The sequence below is a fragment of the Mesorhizobium sp. CNPSo 4688 genome, assembly GCF_057784295.1.
Genome location: NZ_JBWLUY010000032.1, coordinates 23,867 through 40,674, shown reverse-complemented (window position 1 = coordinate 40,674; position 16,808 = coordinate 23,867). Strand labels below are relative to the sequence as shown.

13 protein-coding genes and 2 pseudogenes are annotated in these 16,808 nt (G+C 59.4%); 5 read left to right on the top strand and 10 right to left on the bottom strand.

What is annotated here, in order from left to right; translation table 11 throughout:
* Positions 1-1,486: 1,486 nt before the first annotated feature.
* Positions 1,487-2,335, top strand: a complete 849-nt coding sequence (locus AC04SH_RS32310; protein WP_488577821.1) for an OmpA family protein — start codon at positions 1,487-1,489, stop codon at positions 2,333-2,335.
* Positions 2,336-2,463: 128 nt separating this feature from the next.
* Here AC04SH_RS32310 and AC04SH_RS32305 read toward each other — a convergent pair whose 3' ends face one another.
* The 7 genes from AC04SH_RS32305 to AC04SH_RS32275 all read right to left on the bottom strand — a co-directional run bounded on the left by AC04SH_RS32305 (position 2,464) and on the right by AC04SH_RS32275 (position 8,884).
* Positions 2,464-2,901, bottom strand: a complete 438-nt coding sequence (locus tag AC04SH_RS32305) for a GFA family protein (protein WP_477353164.1) — start codon at positions 2,899-2,901, stop codon at positions 2,464-2,466.
* Positions 2,902-3,165: 264 nt separating this feature from the next.
* Positions 3,166-4,719: an AMP-binding protein gene (locus AC04SH_RS32300; RefSeq protein ID WP_488577820.1), complete on the bottom strand. Its 1,554-nt coding sequence runs from the start codon at positions 4,717-4,719 to the stop codon at positions 3,166-3,168.
* A gap of 51 nt (positions 4,720-4,770) precedes the next feature.
* Positions 4,771-5,529 carry an SDR family NAD(P)-dependent oxidoreductase gene (locus AC04SH_RS32295; RefSeq protein WP_488577819.1) on the bottom strand — a complete coding sequence of 253 codons (759 nt, stop codon included), beginning with the start codon at positions 5,527-5,529 and terminating at the stop codon, positions 4,771-4,773.
* A 46-nt stretch (positions 5,530-5,575) separates the two neighbouring features.
* Positions 5,576-6,805: a flavin-containing monooxygenase gene (locus tag AC04SH_RS32290; protein ID WP_488577818.1), complete on the bottom strand. Its 1,230-nt coding sequence runs from the start codon at positions 6,803-6,805 to the stop codon at positions 5,576-5,578.
* A gap of 245 nt (positions 6,806-7,050) precedes the next feature.
* Positions 7,051-7,548 (bottom strand): GNAT family N-acetyltransferase, encoded by a 498-nt coding sequence (locus AC04SH_RS32285; RefSeq protein ID WP_488577817.1) that lies wholly within the window; start codon positions 7,546-7,548, stop codon positions 7,051-7,053.
* Positions 7,549-7,621: 73 nt separating this feature from the next.
* The gene (locus tag AC04SH_RS32280) at positions 7,622-8,092 is read right to left on the bottom strand and encodes a GNAT family N-acetyltransferase (protein ID WP_488577816.1); all 471 of its coding nucleotides are present in this window, start codon (positions 8,090-8,092) and stop codon (positions 7,622-7,624) included.
* 315 nt (positions 8,093-8,407) lie between these two features.
* Complete coding sequence (locus tag AC04SH_RS32275; RefSeq protein WP_488577815.1) at positions 8,408-8,884, bottom strand: TetR family transcriptional regulator C-terminal domain-containing protein; 477 nt, start codon at positions 8,882-8,884, stop codon at positions 8,408-8,410.
* Here AC04SH_RS32275 and AC04SH_RS32270 point away from each other — a divergent pair.
* Positions 8,798-9,568, top strand: a complete 771-nt coding sequence (locus AC04SH_RS32270; RefSeq protein ID WP_488577814.1) for a DMT family transporter — start codon at positions 8,798-8,800, stop codon at positions 9,566-9,568. The two genes, AC04SH_RS32275 and AC04SH_RS32270, sit on opposite strands and share 87 nt — an antisense overlap.
* 60 nt (positions 9,569-9,628) lie before the next feature.
* On the opposite strand, the gene AC04SH_RS32265 is transcribed toward AC04SH_RS32270, so the two are convergent.
* Positions 9,629-10,321, bottom strand: a complete 693-nt coding sequence (locus tag AC04SH_RS32265) for a class I SAM-dependent methyltransferase (RefSeq protein ID WP_488577813.1) — start codon at positions 10,319-10,321, stop codon at positions 9,629-9,631.
* A gap of 383 nt (positions 10,322-10,704) precedes the next feature.
* On the opposite strand from AC04SH_RS32265, the gene AC04SH_RS32260 reads away from it, so the two are divergent.
* The 3 genes from AC04SH_RS32260 (at position 10,705) to AC04SH_RS32250 (ending at position 14,370) form a co-directional block, all read left to right on the top strand.
* Positions 10,705-11,556, top strand: coding sequence for a PRC-barrel domain-containing protein (locus tag AC04SH_RS32260; protein ID WP_488577812.1), 852 nt, complete (start codon positions 10,705-10,707; stop codon positions 11,554-11,556).
* A 102-nt stretch (positions 11,557-11,658) separates the two neighbouring features.
* Positions 11,659-12,276 carry a DUF2062 domain-containing protein gene (locus tag AC04SH_RS32255; RefSeq protein ID WP_477345789.1) on the top strand — a complete coding sequence of 206 codons (618 nt, stop codon included), beginning with the start codon at positions 11,659-11,661 and terminating at the stop codon, positions 12,274-12,276.
* A gap of 360 nt (positions 12,277-12,636) precedes the next feature.
* Positions 12,637-14,370, top strand: a complete 1,734-nt coding sequence (locus tag AC04SH_RS32250) for an adenylate/guanylate cyclase domain-containing protein (protein ID WP_488577811.1) — start codon at positions 12,637-12,639, stop codon at positions 14,368-14,370.
* Between the two features lie 422 nt (positions 14,371-14,792).
* Here AC04SH_RS32250 and AC04SH_RS32245 read toward each other — a convergent pair.
* Positions 14,793-15,848 (bottom strand): annotated as a pseudogene (locus AC04SH_RS32245) (IS91 family transposase); the annotation flags it as partial.
* A pseudogene (locus AC04SH_RS32240) lies at positions 15,847-16,618 on the bottom strand (tyrosine-type recombinase/integrase); the annotation flags it as partial. The pseudogenes AC04SH_RS32240 and AC04SH_RS32245, both read right to left, overlap by 2 nt.
* Positions 16,619-16,808: the final 190 nt, after the last annotated feature.

The window sequence follows — 16,808 nt, the reverse complement described above, 5'->3', positions numbered from 1 at the left end:
TCCCTCACGTGGCGGCCTTGCTTGGCGGCTGGCGTTGGGCATTCCTGCTTTTGGTTCCTGGACCGTTGATCGGTGCCGCGGCGATGCTTGACCTGCGGCGACTACCTGTTTCCATAAGGATGGCCGGCGGAAAAAGGTGAACTTCATCCCTTCTAGACTAAATCCGTGAGGAGAGGTTGCTGCGTGAGGCATTTTCCGCGCGGCGAGAGGGTGTCGAATTGCCCTGACGCCGGATTTGTTGTCTAGATCGGTGGAGTTCACGACTGGTTGACAATCACCGGGCGCGCGGCTGCCAGCTTGCAAGAATAACCTCGGTTGCCAACTGTTGTCGCGGGCCGTTTGTGAGGACTGGTAGAGGGAGAGAAACCGACATCCAACCTTCTCCAGGAGAACATGCGTTCCGCCGGTAGCTCGACCCTTCGAACGCTTTCCGGCGTCTCCCTCAGCCAAAACCCACCGCCCGGGCGGATCATCGTTTCGGGAATGCGCAAACGTGAAATGACCAAAATCGCTAGCCCCACGGATTCATACCAGCTGAAGCACAGACTCTGCCTCTTGGAACGATTGGGATCGAGAAGTGTTCTAATGGCGACGGGACACGTCTCAAGGAATTCCAAAAACCATGAACTACAAACGACAGATAATCTCGGGGACCGCGCTTGGCTTGCTGATGGCGTCCTCGCCGATAGGCGCCTACCCGTTGCAAAAGAGCGCCGACCTTTCCAGGCAGGCGACACCGCTTATCCTAGCGCAGTCTGTTTGCCAGGAGGGTGAAAGCGCCGAGGCCTGTGCCGCTCGCCAAGCCAACGAGGCGCCAGCTTCCGAGCAGCCGGCACCACCGGCAGAATCCACTCCGGCACCCGCATTAGCGCCTGAGGCTGCACCCGCGCCTGCGCAGCAAGCCCCTGCCGAAGCTGCACCAGCGGCAGAGCCTACCCTCAGTCCGTCAGAACAGGCCCCAGCCCAGCCGGCTCCTCAGCCCCCAGAACAACCCAAAGCATCTACGACCGAGCAGCCTGCTACTACGCCTCCGGCTGCGACCGAGCCGGTTCCGCAGCCTCAAGCTCAACCGGAAGCGCCTGCTGCAACCGAGCAGCCTGCTACCACGCCTCCGCCCGCGAAGGAGCCAACTGCACCGCAAACCGAGGCTCCGGCAACGGGAGCTCCGGCTGCAACTGAGCAGCCCGCAAAGGCGGGTCAAGCACCCGCCGACGCGAGCGCCGCACCTGCGAACCCCGATGCAGCCCCTGTTTTGGATAGTCAGAAGGAATCTGCTCCGAGCAATGGACCAGCACCAGCAACGACGGGAGAGCAGACGGACCAACCGGCACCCTCAGATGCAGGTCCCCCTCCGACGTCGGACGCAGCAGCGACCGAGGCTGCCCAGCCTAAGAAGATTGAGTCCGTCAAGTCAGAAGAAGGCTCGCGGCGAGACCGCTCGCCCGAGGAGGAGGGGCGAAAGCGCGAGCGTCCGGAGGGAACCGACGTGGTCCGTGAGATCGGCGACCGGATTATTATCCAGTTCGGCGACCATATCACTGTTGAAAGTAACGACCGGCCGCGCATGACTCGCGGCGCCAAGGAGGTCTACTATGAAGACCTTCCCCGTGGCCGCACCCGCGAGACGATCGTGCGCGAGAACGGCAACCAAATTGTCACTGTGCGGGATCGATATGGCAACGTGATCCGGCGCTCCCGCATCACCGCGGATGGCCGCGAGTTCGTGATGGTCTATGTTGACGATGAATACTACCGCGACAACAACTGGCGGGATCCTGGCCTCGATCTGCCCCCAATCCGGCTCACGATTCCGGTGAATGAGTATGTCCTAGATGCGGCCGACGAAGACGACCCGCAGCGATACTACACGTTTCTGGACCAGCCTCCGGTCGAGCGCATCCAACGACTCTACTCCGTTGACGAAGTGAAGCGCTCGGCCCGTCTTCGTGACATTGTCCGCCGCGTGGACCTCGATACGCTGACTTTCGAGACCGGGTCAGCTGATATAGCTGAAGGCGAATTGGGAAAGCTGAAGGGTCTGGCCGAGGCCATGGAGAAACTATTGGGCGAGAATCCGGCTGAAACCTTTCTGATCGAAGGTCACACCGACGCTGTCGGCTCGGACGAAGCCAATCTCGCGCTATCGGACAGGCGCGCCGAATCCGTCGCGTCCGCCCTTACCAACAGCTTTGCAATTCCACCGGAAAACTTGGTAACGCAGGGTTACGGCGAGCAGTATCTGAAGGTGAAGACCGAAGAAGCCGCTCGTGAAAATCGGCGGGTTGGCATCCGCCGCATCACGCCACTAGTCGCGCCTGTAGCAAGCGCCAACTAACGCAATAACAGCCGGCGATTGGTCATCAATCGCCGGCTAGCGTCGGCTCCTACCTGCCAAGCGAAAGTTGTTGGAGATCAGTATTCGCCGAGAAAGAGAGCAAAGAGTGGCGATTCCTGCCTTTGAATCTAACGACACAATAAAGCTTCAGCAGCGTCGCGAAACGGGCTCTTTACCTGTGGAAGTCCGTCATTCAAAACCTCCCATTCGATTTTGTAGTTAGTCTGAGTGTGAACGACCTGTCCCCACAAGGCTTCTGCGGTCATCGGCCAATCCTCGGGATGGTCGAGGGAGCCAATCATTATCCACATGTCAGGAGCTTTGTCGTAGACGAACACGAGCGGGGAACCACATCCAGTACAAAATCCGCGTTGTGCCACTTCACTTGATCGAAAATAGGTGGGCGTTCCCTGTGTGAATTCTACGCCGTCGTCAAAACGAAGACCGGCCATATGCGGACCGCCATAGGCCTTTTGACAAATCCGACAATGGCAGAAGGCTCCTGCAGTAGGGGCCTTCATTGATCGGTATCGGATCGCCCCACAAAGACAGCCACCTTCGATCATACCGCCAATCCCATAGATCTGATGACACCGTTCGCTCAGTATACATCAAATCATACGACGAAGGTCTGCAATTAGCGCATCCCCTGCGTTCGCTGGTGCCAACGCCGGTCCGGCAGCCTTTGCCCGGAAGCAGTAGGTCAGCTTGTGGTGAGGGAACTACTAGCGGACCTTCAACCTCCGCGGTTGCTTCGGCAAGTTCAAGGCATCCTCAAGATCGACATCCAGAACCGTGTTCTATCGCCCGGTTAACTCGAAGGGAAACAATTAACGCAAGGCTTTCCAATCGAGCTTTCCTGTCGATGTACGGGGCAGAGATTTTCTATACTCGAAAATTCGTGGAATCTTGTACGACGATAAGTTCTCCTTGCACCATGCGGTCAATTTTGCAGAAGCATCCTCCTCAGGTCTGCCCGGCTTCAGCACGACCAGAGCCTTGACCGACTGTCCGCGCCGTTCGTCCTCGATGCCAATCACGCCCGCGTCGGCGACATCGGCATGCGACATCAGCACCTTCTCGATCTCGGCAGGCCAGACTTTGAACCCGGAGATGTTGATCATCCGTTTGCGGCGATCGGTGATGAAGAAGAAGCCGTCGGCATCCACATGGCCTATGTCGCCTGTCATAAAGAGCTTCTTCCCATTGCGATGCATATAGGTGGCCTCCGTTTCCGATGGCCGGCCGAAATATCCGCTGAACAGTTGCGGCGAGGCGATAGCAAGCTCTCCGTCGACGCCGGTCTTGCAAGGTTCTCCTGTGTCAAGTGAGACGATACTCGCTTCAACGCCCTCGAGCGGGAGGCCGATCGATCCCGGCTTCGGCGCAGCGCGCGGATTCATGTGCGTCGCCGCCATGGTTTCAGTCATGCCGAACCCCTCGATATAGTGCAGGCCGGTGACAGCATAGACCCGCTCGTGCAGGGAAACTGGCATGGCAGCGCCACCGCCACCCAGGAACTTCAGACTCGATAGGTCGAATCTTGCGATACTTGTCGCTTCGACAAAATCTTTCATCATGGTCGCGATGTTGCGCCAACACGTGACCTTGTGACGCTCGATCAACTTTGCGGCGATCTCCGGATCCCACCGCCCTGCAAGGACAAGCGCCGCGCCCGCTGCGATCGGCACGTTCATAGAGCTTTGCATGCCGGTGACGTGGTAAAGCGGAAGGCTTACCAGAGCGACATCATCCGACGTGATAGCGCTGGCCTTGCGTGTGCTTGCGATAGCGCGCTGGATCCCGCCATGCAGGTGTGCGCACCCTTTCGGATCGCCTGTGGTGCCCGAGGTATAGACGATCAGCGCAAGGTCATGACTTTGCACCCCTCGCTTTGCAGGCATCTCTCCGCAATCTGTGGCCCGCTCGAAGGATTCCCACTGCTGTCCGGCGGGGCCGACATTTAATCGGTTGGTTTCTGGGGCCCCAACAATCAATCCACCGCGCAGGCATTCAATCGGCCCCGCCACCAAGAGTGACGCCTGAGCGCCGTATGTGACCGCGAGTCCTGGCCTCGCATCAGCCAGGATCTGCTGCACTTCGCGCGCCGTCTTTCTCGGATTTATGGGAACGACGACGCCGCCGGCTCGCAGCACAGCATAATAGGAAACGATGAATTCCAGCTCGTTCTCGAGGATAAGCAGCACTAACTCGCCGCGCGCCAGCGACAATGTGGATTGCAGGAACGCGGCCACCGCATTTGCCAATTGATCGAGTTCTTCATAGGTAACGACACGATCGTCGATGAAGACGGCGGGCTTTGTGGGATATCGTTCGGCTGAAGCGCTGAGGTTGGTGTCAATGGGGTGGGCTGCGAAACTCATGAGGATCGACCCGTGCTCGTCTCTGTTCCACGTGACAGGTTGGCGGAGGATTCAGGAAATCAGTTCGCCTCCGTCCGCGATGATGACCTGCCCCGTTACATAGGCGCTGGCATCGGACGCCAGAAACAGAGCAACCCCGGCAATGTCTTCTGGCGTTCCTATCCGACGAAGTGGCGTGCGATTTTCGATTTTCTCCAGCCGTTCCGGATCTTCCCACAGTTCCCGCGCGAATTCCGTCTTGATGAGGCCGGGCGCTATGGAATTGACGCGAATACCTTTCGGACCCCACTCAACCGCCAAGTTGCGCGTCAGTTGGATCAGCGCAGCCTTCGAAACCCCATAGGCACCGATGCCCTCGGTACCGCGCAGGGCGGCAATGCTCGAAATCATTATCACCGATCCGCCTCCAGCGTTTGCGATATGAGGAAGCGCCGCCTTGCACAGCCAGAGATTGCCCTGCAGGTTGGTGGCAAAGATCTTTTCAAAAGCAGAGTCTTCAATGTCGGTGAGAGATCCGAAGAAGGGGTTGGAAGCCGCGCAGCCGACGACAATGTCCAGACGGCCGTACTGACTAATGGCTTTATTGACCAGTTGTTCGACCTGATCTCTTTTGCTCATGTTACAAGGTTGGGAAATCGCTTCGATCCCTTGCATCTTGAGGTGTCTGAGACCTGCCTCACAATTCTCCTTCTTGCGGCTTGAGATGACAATTTTGGCTCCGGCTTGCCCAAAAGCTTGGGCTATCGCCAAGCCGATGCCCCTTGTCGATCCGGTGATGATCGCCACCTTATTATTTGGAATCTCGAACATCGACCTTCCTGGTAAGCCGTCGAGCAGGATGCACGCGTGGAGGCATTCACGTCAAACATAAGCGGTCAATGTGATCGGCGAGATAGGCCGCGTCCTGGCCGACGAAGGGAAGAATGGCTGACCGCCACGTGTGCATCCAGTGCAGTCCGAGGAAATAGACTCCGGGGCAGGCGGTTATGCCGCGCTGTTGGATTGGAACGCCATTGGCATCGGTCACCGGCAGCTTCAACCAGTCGAAGCTATAGCCATACCCAGTTGCCCAAATGACGTTACCGATGTTTTCTTGGCGCAGGTTCAGTCTGCGGATGCCATCGACACGGGCAGGCGCCAGTGGCGCCGATGTCTCCTTTTGATGGAGTTCGGAAGTCATTGTGGCCGCCAGCGCATCCGCCACCTCGATGAAACCAGCATGGCTCTTGTCGGCTGCGGCCAGCAACTCGCCGGCGTCGCCAGCGAGCATCAGCATGCCATCGCTTATACCCAACACGCGTCCGACAAGCGTCGCACCCGCAAGGCCGAGGCTACGTGGGTCGAGGTCGTATCCCCCATCCACACCCGTTATGACGATGGGCGGAGGATATCTCCTGCCTGGAAAGGTGTCGATGTCCACATCGAAGCGGCCCAAGTTTTCGTACCACCAGATGACATCCTTGCCGCGATAACGCCGGGGCACGCGGGCATGGCGGCTGATCGCCAGAAATACCCGCCTGCCGCTGCGCAGAAGTTCGTCGGCAATCTGACAGCCGGAGTTGCCGCTGCCCACTACCAGTACGGGACCCGGCGGAAGACTTTCCGGACTGCGGTAGCGGATGGCGTCGATCTGATAAATGGATTTCGGCACAGCGCAGCTATAGTCTGGGATTAGGGGACGCTGGAACGGGCCGGTGGCGATGACAACATGCCGTGCCCGGACCTCGCCACATGAAGTTTCAAGGACATACTCGCCGGTGTTTTCATCAGGACTGAGTTTGGTAACGTCAACGCCAGTGCGGAGCGGGGCCGCGATTTCTGCCGCATAGTCGGCGACGAAGCGCAAGACTTCCGAATGATGAACAAACCCATCCGGGTCGGATCCCGCATAAGGCTTTCCTGGCAATCTTAGATATGAGTTCGGCAGTAGGTAGCGCAGCGAATCCCAGCGTTCGGTCCTCCATCGCTCGGCGATTCGCCGCCGCTCCAGCACGATGTGCTCGCGGCCACGTTGGCGTAAATGGTAGCTCATGGCTAACCCCGCCTGTCCGCCGCCGACGACGACAGTATCGTGTTTCTCCAGCATAGAGTTCGCTCACACGAATCGCAGCTTCTACTTTGGGCGCCGACCCCCCTTGGATTTGCCAGATGATCTCAGATTTCATGACGGAAGGTAATAGTTTTCCGCGCCGCTCTCAGTCACCGCCGATGTCTGCTTCGGTGAGCGCCGACATTGATCACACGAAGCTGTCACTCGAAGATGGACACGTTCGGGAAGCAGCGCTGCCAGGGGCCGGGCTGATGGGTAGTGGGCGAGCGCACCTGTTCCGGCTAGGCGCGTGGTAGCAGTTTCCGCATGATGAACGATGCATGGCCTTCTGCGCCGTGCGAGGCTGCCCTGCGATCGACTACTTCAAAACCATGCTTGCGGTAAAAGGCCATCGCGCGGTCGTTTCCCTCAAGTACTTCGAGGGCAATGCTGCGGATTCCCGATTGGGCGGCAATGACAGCGTGCAAAATATCAGAAGCCAGCCCAGTGCCATACTCGCTTTGATCGATGTGGAGCCGGCCAAGGATGACGTCGCCAGGTTCATCCGTCTCGGCCATCGCGTAGCCAGCGATTGAGCCGTCTGCCCGTTCTGCCACGAACGACATCTTGGTGGCGTCCGTCAGTTCCGCCGTGATCCGCTGTAGCGAGTGATATTCATCCGAAATCCGGGCCGTGGCTTCCGCGCCGATGATTGGCGAGTAGGTCCTGCGCCAAGACTCGCCCATGAGCCGCGATACCAACGGCACGTCCTGTACAGTCATGGCTCTGATTTGCGGCATAGACAACTTTCCAGGCCGGACCACTTATAGCCTAGCGTCAGCTACTGGCTGTGAGTGCGAGCCCACCGATCATTCACAATGCCTTCCTCATCCGCAACAGCGGCACGCCCGCTCCGCCTCTGTTGTCTACGACTTCTTCAACCGCCTCAAAGCCGCAGGCCCGATAGAGCGGTTCGCCGGCCATCGTTGCCATAAGCTCGACACTTGTGAAGCCCTCCCCGCGAGCGGCGTCCTCGCACAGCGTGAGAATTAGACGACCCACGCCTCGGCGGATGAAGCTGGGATGCGTATACATGGCACGCACACGCGCAGCGTCTTTCCTCGGGTCAAGCAGCGCTGCATCGCGCCCGGGTGAACGGTCGCCGCCGTAGAGGGTTGCGCGCCGACTCCATCCGCCGCACCCGGCCAAGACGCCATTTTGCTCCACAATGAAATATGTCCCATCATCAACGAGTTGCGTATCGAGCCCCATGATTGCTCGGCTCGAAGCGATCTGCTCCGCTGTGAGGAACGGCTTCTGAAGCTCGCCGATGGCTGCATTCATCAGTATACCCAGCGCCGGCATATCGGCACGTGTCGCCAACCGATGGTCTAGGCTGATCCTCGGCATTCTTCGGCAAGTCCCAGTGCAAACCGCTTTTGAAGTTAGCACACCATCGTCACAATGCTGGGAAAAACCTAAGGCATGGCCAGGGTCGATGCTTCGCCCTTCGCCGCCGCCTGATGCCCACATGAGTCCGCACCTTTTGACGGGATGCGACAGGCGACGGGGGCGCCGCGCCGGGGGAACTTGTGGTTCGGTATGATTGTGCCGAACTATTTCGACAATATCTGGCGACTTTCATCACTGTGATTGTTTCTACCCGAGAGGTGCAAGAGCAAGGCGCCGGAACCTGCGGAAAGAATTTCGGTCGCCATCAACTTTCATGCGGACAAGGGTTCCCTCGTAGCAATCGATAAGGAAGGCTGCGACATCGCTAGCATCAGGGTCCGGATCGACTTCGCCCGCGTCCTGGGCCTCTTCCAGCAATTCGCGCAGCTGTGCCTCCCAGCGGGAGAACACCCCTGCAAGCCTTGCCCTGAACTCCGGGCTGCGCGCCGCTGCGGTCTGGCTCAGGACCCCGAAAAGACATCCCCCGAGAGGCGCTTCGCTCATGTGGAGACGCTCGACCGCATCGAAATAGTTGCGAAGCCGTTGCAGGGGGCTATAGGAAGTGTCTTGGAAGATATCCGCGCGCATATTCACGTAATGACGCTCATAGGCGTCCAGAACCGAGCCGGCAAATTCTTCTTTACTCTTAAAGAAATAATAACCGCGCTGCGCGCTGTCATCCACTTCTTATCGGTGCTTGGCTTCTTCGTCGCGGCCGGACTCATGCCACTTGCGACCGTTACCACTCTTTACTCCACGTCGCCGCTGATCGGCGTGCTGCTCGCCGCTATCCTGCTTGGCGAACGCATCCGTAGGTTCCACTGGATTGCCATTCTGCTCGGTTTTGTAGGCGCGGTCATCGCTGCCAATCCTGCAGGCGATGTCAGTCCAGTTCCTTCTCTCATCGCTTTGGGAGCTGGCCTGCTGTGGGCGACTGCTGTGATCTTCACCCGGAAAGGTGGCGCGCGCGAAAGTTCGGACGTTCAACTTTTCGCCACTGGCATCGTCTTCATGCTGCTGAGCGCCCGGTTCACCAGATGGCAGATCCCTTCAACACTGTTCGACAGTGCACTCATGCTTGCTCTTGGCGTCCAAATCGATCTGGCGCAGCTGTGTTTCTTCGAAGCCTGCCGATTCGCGCCGGCATCGCTTGTGGGTCCGTTGGAATATTCTACTGTAATCTGGGCATGCCTTTTTGGCATCCTGATATTCTCAGAGTGGCCCTCACCGCCCATTGTCCTTGGCGGCCTTTTGGTCATCATCAGTGGCGTTGCTTTGGCCGTCAGCCTGCGAAAGGTCTCGGACGCAAAGTACGGGGCGGTGTCGACCGCCCAGACGAGCTTGCCGCCTCCGGTCCAAAGCCCATGAGGCGCCCATCACAGAAGCAGGGTTAAATGTTTGCCCACCGAACAGGCGCGCTGTCGGGATTTAGTGACGGAACCGGTAGACGCGTGCCAGTCTATTCGGCACGATCATCAACTCGTCCGCAGTTCGGAAACCCGCATCGCGGCCCATGCCAATCCAAGTAGCGGCCGTCTCGGCATAATCTGATGCGCGGCAGTGACTCTCAAAGGCGGCGAACTCCTCGTCAGAAACCTCCGCCCACTCCGGTCGTACCTGATGAAATCGCGCCAGCCAACCTTCGCGATCCTCGCCTTCAAGAAGCGTTGGCTCCCAGATCATGAAAAGACCGCCTGGTGACAGCAGGTCGCGGATTTTGCGCATAAGGGTGCCCTTATCCCGCGCAAGAAGATGGTGCAGTGACTGACCAATCCATACAACGTCAACCGGCCCTTCCCAGCGATCGATGGCCGCCACAAAATCTTCGCACCGCAGTTGGACCGGACAGGTGAGAGGAGCAAGCGCTGCCTTCGCAACATCAAGCGACTGCTGGGATATGTCGACGCCGATGTAGTGGGTGACCTTGCTGCCGGTGAGTGCGGCTGCTGAACCAGTGGCCGTGCCGCAGGCCAGATCGGCAAAGACGAAGCCGTCAGAAACCTCATCTAACAGAACTCGGCGTAGCGTTTCGTAGACCTCACTGTGAGCCATGTAGTTCGCCGCGACCACCTTTTGGTATGTTGCAAGGCCTTTTTCGAATAACGCCTGGTCGGACTTCATGGTCCCTCCTCACGACGAACAATTTCGCATATTGCGTCTAGGAAATTGGATCCGAGGTTGCTGTTATATTAGTGGCAGCTTAAGGATTGTCCGCCTTTTGCCAAGGGCCGTCAATCTTCCCCGTCGAGCGCCCAGATGGCTTCTCTGCATGGTCAAGCCGTGGTTGGTCAGGCGCCGAACAATGGAATGGCAGCCTAACAATTTCACGATCCCGGGAGTTTGCGTCTACCGACGAAATGGGAATGCATTCGGCCGGCGAAGGGAACTGTGTCTCACCAAGCCCGTTGTGAAATGGCAAACGGTGCCGCGTTCGGCCAACGGTTGCAATCAGTTAAGTCGAACGCGGCGTGCATCAACACTTTAACGCACGAAGGAAACATAACATGCTCCGCAAACTTTTGGCTACCACAGCAATAGCCACGCTCCTCACAGCCGGTGTGTGGGCCACGGGCGCCACAGCCGAAGATGCTACAAAGCCCGCCGCGACGACGACAAGAACCGCGGCGCCTGCGACAAAGGCGGATGGATCCCTTGTCTCCAAAATCATCGGCGCAGACGTCTACGACAGTGCCGCTGACGACGCCGCGAAGATCGGCGATGTGAAAGACATCGTCATCTCCAATGACGGCAAAGCCAAATATATTGTCATCGGCGTCGGTGGGTTCCTGGGCATTGGTGAAAAGAACGTCGCTTACGATTTCAGCAAGGCCGAATGGGTCGAGAAGAAGGGTGAACGCTGGCTGGTCGCCAAGACCAGCAAGGAAGACCTCACCGCGCAGCCCGACTTCGACCTGAAGGCTTACGACACGACGGCTTCGAATGCCGCCGCGTCGGCCAACAACGAACCTGCAGCTGCAACGACCGACAACACAGCAACAGCTGCCATCGACAAGGCGTCGCTGACCGAGCTGCCGGTGGACAAGATCAGCGCCAATGACTTTGTCGGCACCACCGTCTATGGCGCTGATGATGCGAAGGTCGGCGAGATTGGTGACGTGGTTCTTAGCACAGACAAGAAGGTTGATGCCGTGATTGTCGACGTCGGCGGCTTTCTCGGTATGGGAGAAAAACAGGTGGCCGTGGGCCTCGAGAAGCTGAAGTTCATGGCCGACAAGGACGGCAATCGCTATCTCTACACCAATTTCACTAAAGACCAGCTTGAGGCGCAGACCGCTTATGACAAGGGCACCTATGCCCAGAATCGTGACAAACAGCGTATCGTGATCAGTCAATAGTTGGAAATGGCCCGCGCACTAACCGGCGCGGGCCGTCCACCGAGTGGCACAGGACGACATCAATCGGTTCGACTTCAGACTGCGTTTGCAGGGGGCAAGAGAGTGCTCTTTAGACGCCGAAATCCTGATGGTCTCTTCGAGCGCTTCCGCACTTATATGTGGCCGCGCCGCTCGTTCTCGCGATCGCTTCAGTATTTTTCAAAGCGCATTCTCCGGCTGAACGCCAGTCCGCATGCCGTCGCGGCTGGGGTGGCGGCCGGCGTTTTCGCGTCGTTCTTTCCATTAGGGTCCCATTTCGCCATTGCCGCCATCGTGTGCTGGCTGATCGCAGGAAACATGGTGGCGGCAGGATTAGGAACATTTGTTTTTGGCAATCCGCTGACCCTCCCATTTGTTGTGGGAGCGTCCTGGGAGACCGGCAAGATCATGTTGCACGGCCACATGCAAAGTCACGAACGGCCAGTCCATTTGAGTGAGATGTTGCAGACCCTTTCAATTTCGCAATTGTGGTCACCGGTCTTAAAGCCCATGCTGTTTGGCGCGGTGCCACTCGGCCTGATTTTTGGCCTGTTGCTCTATGGCATCACCCGCTATGGGATGACTGCCTTCCGCGAACAGAGGCGCAAGCGACTGGCCGAAAAGGGGATCCTGCTCCATCACCAGGAAGACATCGCGTTATCACCCCCTCTGCCGGCTCGGCATCGCCGTTCTGGCGGGTGAATTGCGAGGGTCTTTTTTCTTTCGGTTGGACTTGGACGCAGCTACTCCCGCTGCTGTCAAAGACTCTCATTTCTTGGTCGGGCCGCGTTCTACGACCGTACGCTCCTCTTGAGCGCAAGGCGCGTGGGGGCACAAGCCTTTGTTTCAGCGCAGCCTTGAAAGGCGATGCTTGGTTTGAACGTGCCGCCAACGGCCCCAGCCGGTGAGACGGGCTGGGGCGTTCTTGTTTGGCCACTGCCCGTCAAGCGAAAGTCTCGTCTGGCTCGCCGCTCCATTGCAGCACAATTCCTGAGACGTGATCTACGCCCAATAATCGAGTTACATGCTATCTTTCTTGTTCGAAGAGAGGTGACGAACCAAATGCGGAAGATCGCAGCGATTCTGGTTGCGGATGTGGTTGGCTATAGCCGCCTCGCAGAAGCGGATGAGGATCGGACACTTGCACGGCTGCGGGTTCTACGGAACGACTTGCTCGATCCGACGATCGCCGCACACCATGGACGAGTGGTCAAGCGTACTGGAGACGGCGCTCTCGTGGAGTTCCGCAGCGTTGTCGAGGCCGTGCGTTGCGCTGCTGAGATGCAAGAAGGCATGCTCGAATGGAATACAGGACTGCCTCACGATGAGCGCGTTGAATTCCGCATCGGCATCCACGTCGGCGATGTCGTCGAGGAGAATGACGGAGACCTGATGGGCGACGGAATAAACATCGCCGCCCGCCTGGAAGGCTTGGCGAAGCCGAACGGAATCTGCCTGTCGGGTTCAGCATACGAGCAGGTACGTGAAAAGCTCAAGGAACAGTTTGTCGATCTGGGCGAGCAAACCCTGAAAAACATCGCCAGGCCAGTGCGCGCCTATCATATGCTGTCCGGCGCCGCATCGACGGAACCGGAAGTCGCACGAGGGAGACTAGTCCAGCAAGACAAGCCTTCGATCGCCGTCCTCCCGTTCCAAAACCTGAGTGGCGACGTCGAGCAGCAATACCTCTGCGACGGGCTTACAGAGGACCTGATCACGGAGCTTTCACGCTTCCGGCAGATGCAGGTTGCGTCGCGCAATTCGTCCTCCCGCTTCCGCGGAGCCGCCGTTGACATGATAGGAGCGGGACGGGAACTCAGCGTGCAGTACCTCGTCGAGGGCAGTGTCCGCCGTATGGGAACGCGCATCCGGATAACGGCCCAATTGATCGATGCCACGACCGGCAATCACGTCTGGGCAGAGCGTTATGACAGCGCGCAAGACCAGATATTCGATGTCCAGGATCGCGTCGTTCGCACTATCGTCGGAACACTTGTAGGACGAATGACAGCCGCGCGCACCGACTTGGTCCTGCGCAAGCCGCCTGCCAGCCTGGCTGCCTATGAATGTGTCCTGCGCGACGATGCGTTGCCAATAGGTACGCCGGAGATTGAGGCGGAGGCGCGGCGTTACTTCGAAAGGGCCATCGAACTCGACCCCAGTTACGCTCGTGCCTACGCATTATTGTCGTCGGCTATCGAGCGAGAGTGGCTTCTCGATATGAGTGATTCGAACCACTTGCGCGACGAGGCGTTCGAGATGGCGCAGAAAGCTGTCGCGCTCGATGAAAACGACCATCTTTGCCAACTAGTAATGGCTTGGGCACAGGTCGATCGCGGCGCCTACGAAGTGGGTGAACAGCATTTCGCCAAGGCCATTTCGCTAAATCCAAACCATCCGGTCAATCACACCGACTTGGCGATGTTCTATAACTATCGCGGCGAAACCGAGAGAGCCATTGAGGGGATGCTGGAGGCGAAGCGCCTCGACCCATTCTTCAACCCTTCTTGGTACTGGGGCGAGCTTGCCGCCGTCTACTTCAACGCGCGCCGCTATGACGACGCCATTGCCAACATGCGCCGATCAAGTTCTTTGTCGTTCTCGAAACAGGTTTGGTTCGCCGCAAGCTACGCAATGGCTGGCAAGCCCGATCTTGCGAGAGATTGCGTTGCTGGTTTGCTGCGCCGGATCCCAGAATTCTCCACTGCCAGATACGTGGCCAAGGAGCCGCTGTATCGCATCGAAGACCGCCAGCATTTAGTTGAAGGCATGCGCAAAGCGGGCTTGCCGGAATGACCGCTTTGGGGTCAGGCCAAGGCATCAGTCCTTCTGACAGTTGCATCCGCTATCGTTCTTCCGACGCCAAAAGCCGCCCTTCCGCTTGCGCGAAGAGTTTCGGGCGCCGGCAGGCGTACGAAAGTCCCCGAGGAAGGAACCCGCGGGCTACAGGCGACGGCTATGGAGATTTCGATCTGCGGCTGATGTCGGCGATGGCTGGGATGTCGCCAGGGAGGGCGGAGATGGATGCCGACAGGCCGCTTCGTTGCGCCTCCAGGCGATGTTGTCGGCCCGGCACGCTGCTGGGCGCGGCTCTGTCGGCGTTGATGATCACCTTGGACACGCGTGGATCCGGTGCCGGAGGCCGATAGCCTGCGGCTGAATGCTGGATGATACCATGCCGGGTCATGGGCGTTCTCCGGGTTCGGTGTCGATTTGTCCGGGGGCCCGCGCGGCTGCCTCCATCGGTCGAAGGTCTCGATGACGATCATGCGTCCGCCGCAGCAGGGGCATGGTGGGCGGAAGTCGTCCGGTCCTTCCGTGGTGTCGCCATCGGACGGTGCGGCGACGTTCAGGAGTTTGCGCGCAAGCGCGAGGCTGGCCTTGCGAGCGGAGCCGGCAAGCAGGCCGTAGTGTCGGATGCGATGGAAGCCACGGGGGAGGACATGGAGCAGGAAGCGGCGGATGAACTCGTCGGTGGCGAGCGTCATGACCTGCTGCCGCTCGGCGCCAGGGCGACGATAATCCTTGTAGCGGAAGGTGACGCTGTTCTTGTCGAAGGCGATCAGGCGGCTGTTCGAGATCGCGACCCGGTGCGTGTAGCGCGACAGGTAGGCGAGCACGGCTTCAGGTCCCGCGAATGGTGCCTTGGCGTAAACTACCCAGCGCTTCCTCCTGACGGGAGCGAGGTGGCGCAGGAATGCCAGCCGGTCGGTGAGGTGCGCCATTGATCCGAAGAAGCTGAGCCGGCCGGCGTCGTACAGGGCGACCAGACGGGTGAGGAACAGGCGGCGGAACAGCTTGCCGAGTACCCTCACCGGAAGCAGGAATGCCGGGCGCGACGATATCCAGCGGCTTCCGTCTGGCGCGATGCCGCCGCCCGGCACGATCATGTGCACGTGCGGATGGTGCGTCATCGCCGAACCCCAGGTGTGGAGCACGGCAGTGATGCCGATGCGCGCGCCGAGATGCTTCCGATCTGCCGCGATGGTCAGCATCGTCTCCGACGCTGCCTTGAACAGCAGGTCGTAGACCGCCGCCTTGTTGTGGAAGGCGATGTCGGCGACCTCGGCCGGCAGCGTGAACACAACGTGGAAGTAGCCGACCGGCAGTAGGTCGGCCTGGCGCTCGGCCAACCATGTCCGCGCCGCTGCGCCCTGACACTTCGGGCAGTGCCGGTTGCGGCAGGAGTTGTAGGCGATGCGCCACTGGCCGCAGTCCTCGCAGGCCTCGACGTGGCCGCCAAGGGCCGCGGTGCGGCAGTGCTCGATCGCCGACCTGGATGATCCGGATGTCGGTGCCGTCCTCCAGCAGGTGGGTGGCGAAGCTCTGACGCAGCGTGTGCGGCCCGACCCGCTTGGCGATGTCGGCGGCCTGTGCTGCCTCGACGACCACGCGATAGAGTTGGCGGGTGCTGATGGGCTTCATCGCATGCTGCCCCGGGAACAGCCAGCCGTCGCGATGCATCACGCCCTGCTGACGTCCGACCACCACTCACGCAGAAGCGTGAGCCGGTCCTCCGAGAGCATGGCGTTGCGATAGCGCCCGCCCTTGCCACGCTCGACGCGCAGCAGCATGCGCTCGCTGTCGATGTCGGCAACCTTCAGCATCGAAACCTCGGCGACACGCAGGCCCGCGCCATAGGCAACCGACAGTGCGGCCTGGTGCTTGAGGCAGGTGGTGGCGTTGAGCAGCCGGGCCACCTCGTCGCGACTGAGCACCACGGGCAGGTTGCGCGGATGCGACAGCCGGACAAGCCTGCGCGCCAGGTCCGGGCGGTCGAGCGTTTGGTGAAGAAGAAGCGCAGCGCCGACACGATGCTGTTCATCGTCGGCACGGGAACGCCGTCTTCCTGCTGCTCGATCTGGAACCGGCGCAGGTCATCGGCGGTAGCGGTGTCCGGTGAACGCCCAAGGAATGTCGCCAGGCGTCCGATGTCGCGGAGATAGTTGCGCTGCGTCTCGCGTGAGAAGCGCCGCATGTTCATGTCGTCGATCAGCCGCTGGCGCAGCGGGCTGACGGGTGCATCGAGAACGGGATGGTGCATGGTCAGGCTCCTTGTTGAAGAAGCCCGCCATGCTCTGCTCCAGCCGAACCCCGCTCAACGCGGGCGCAACGACCGGCTCTTGATCTCTACCTCAACCGCAGGCGCCCTCCCGCGCAGCGGGTTCGTTCTCCGGCCCAAAAGCAGCTAGGCCGCTTTGCGCCTCATGGCGGTCATAGAGGTCAACTTCGTC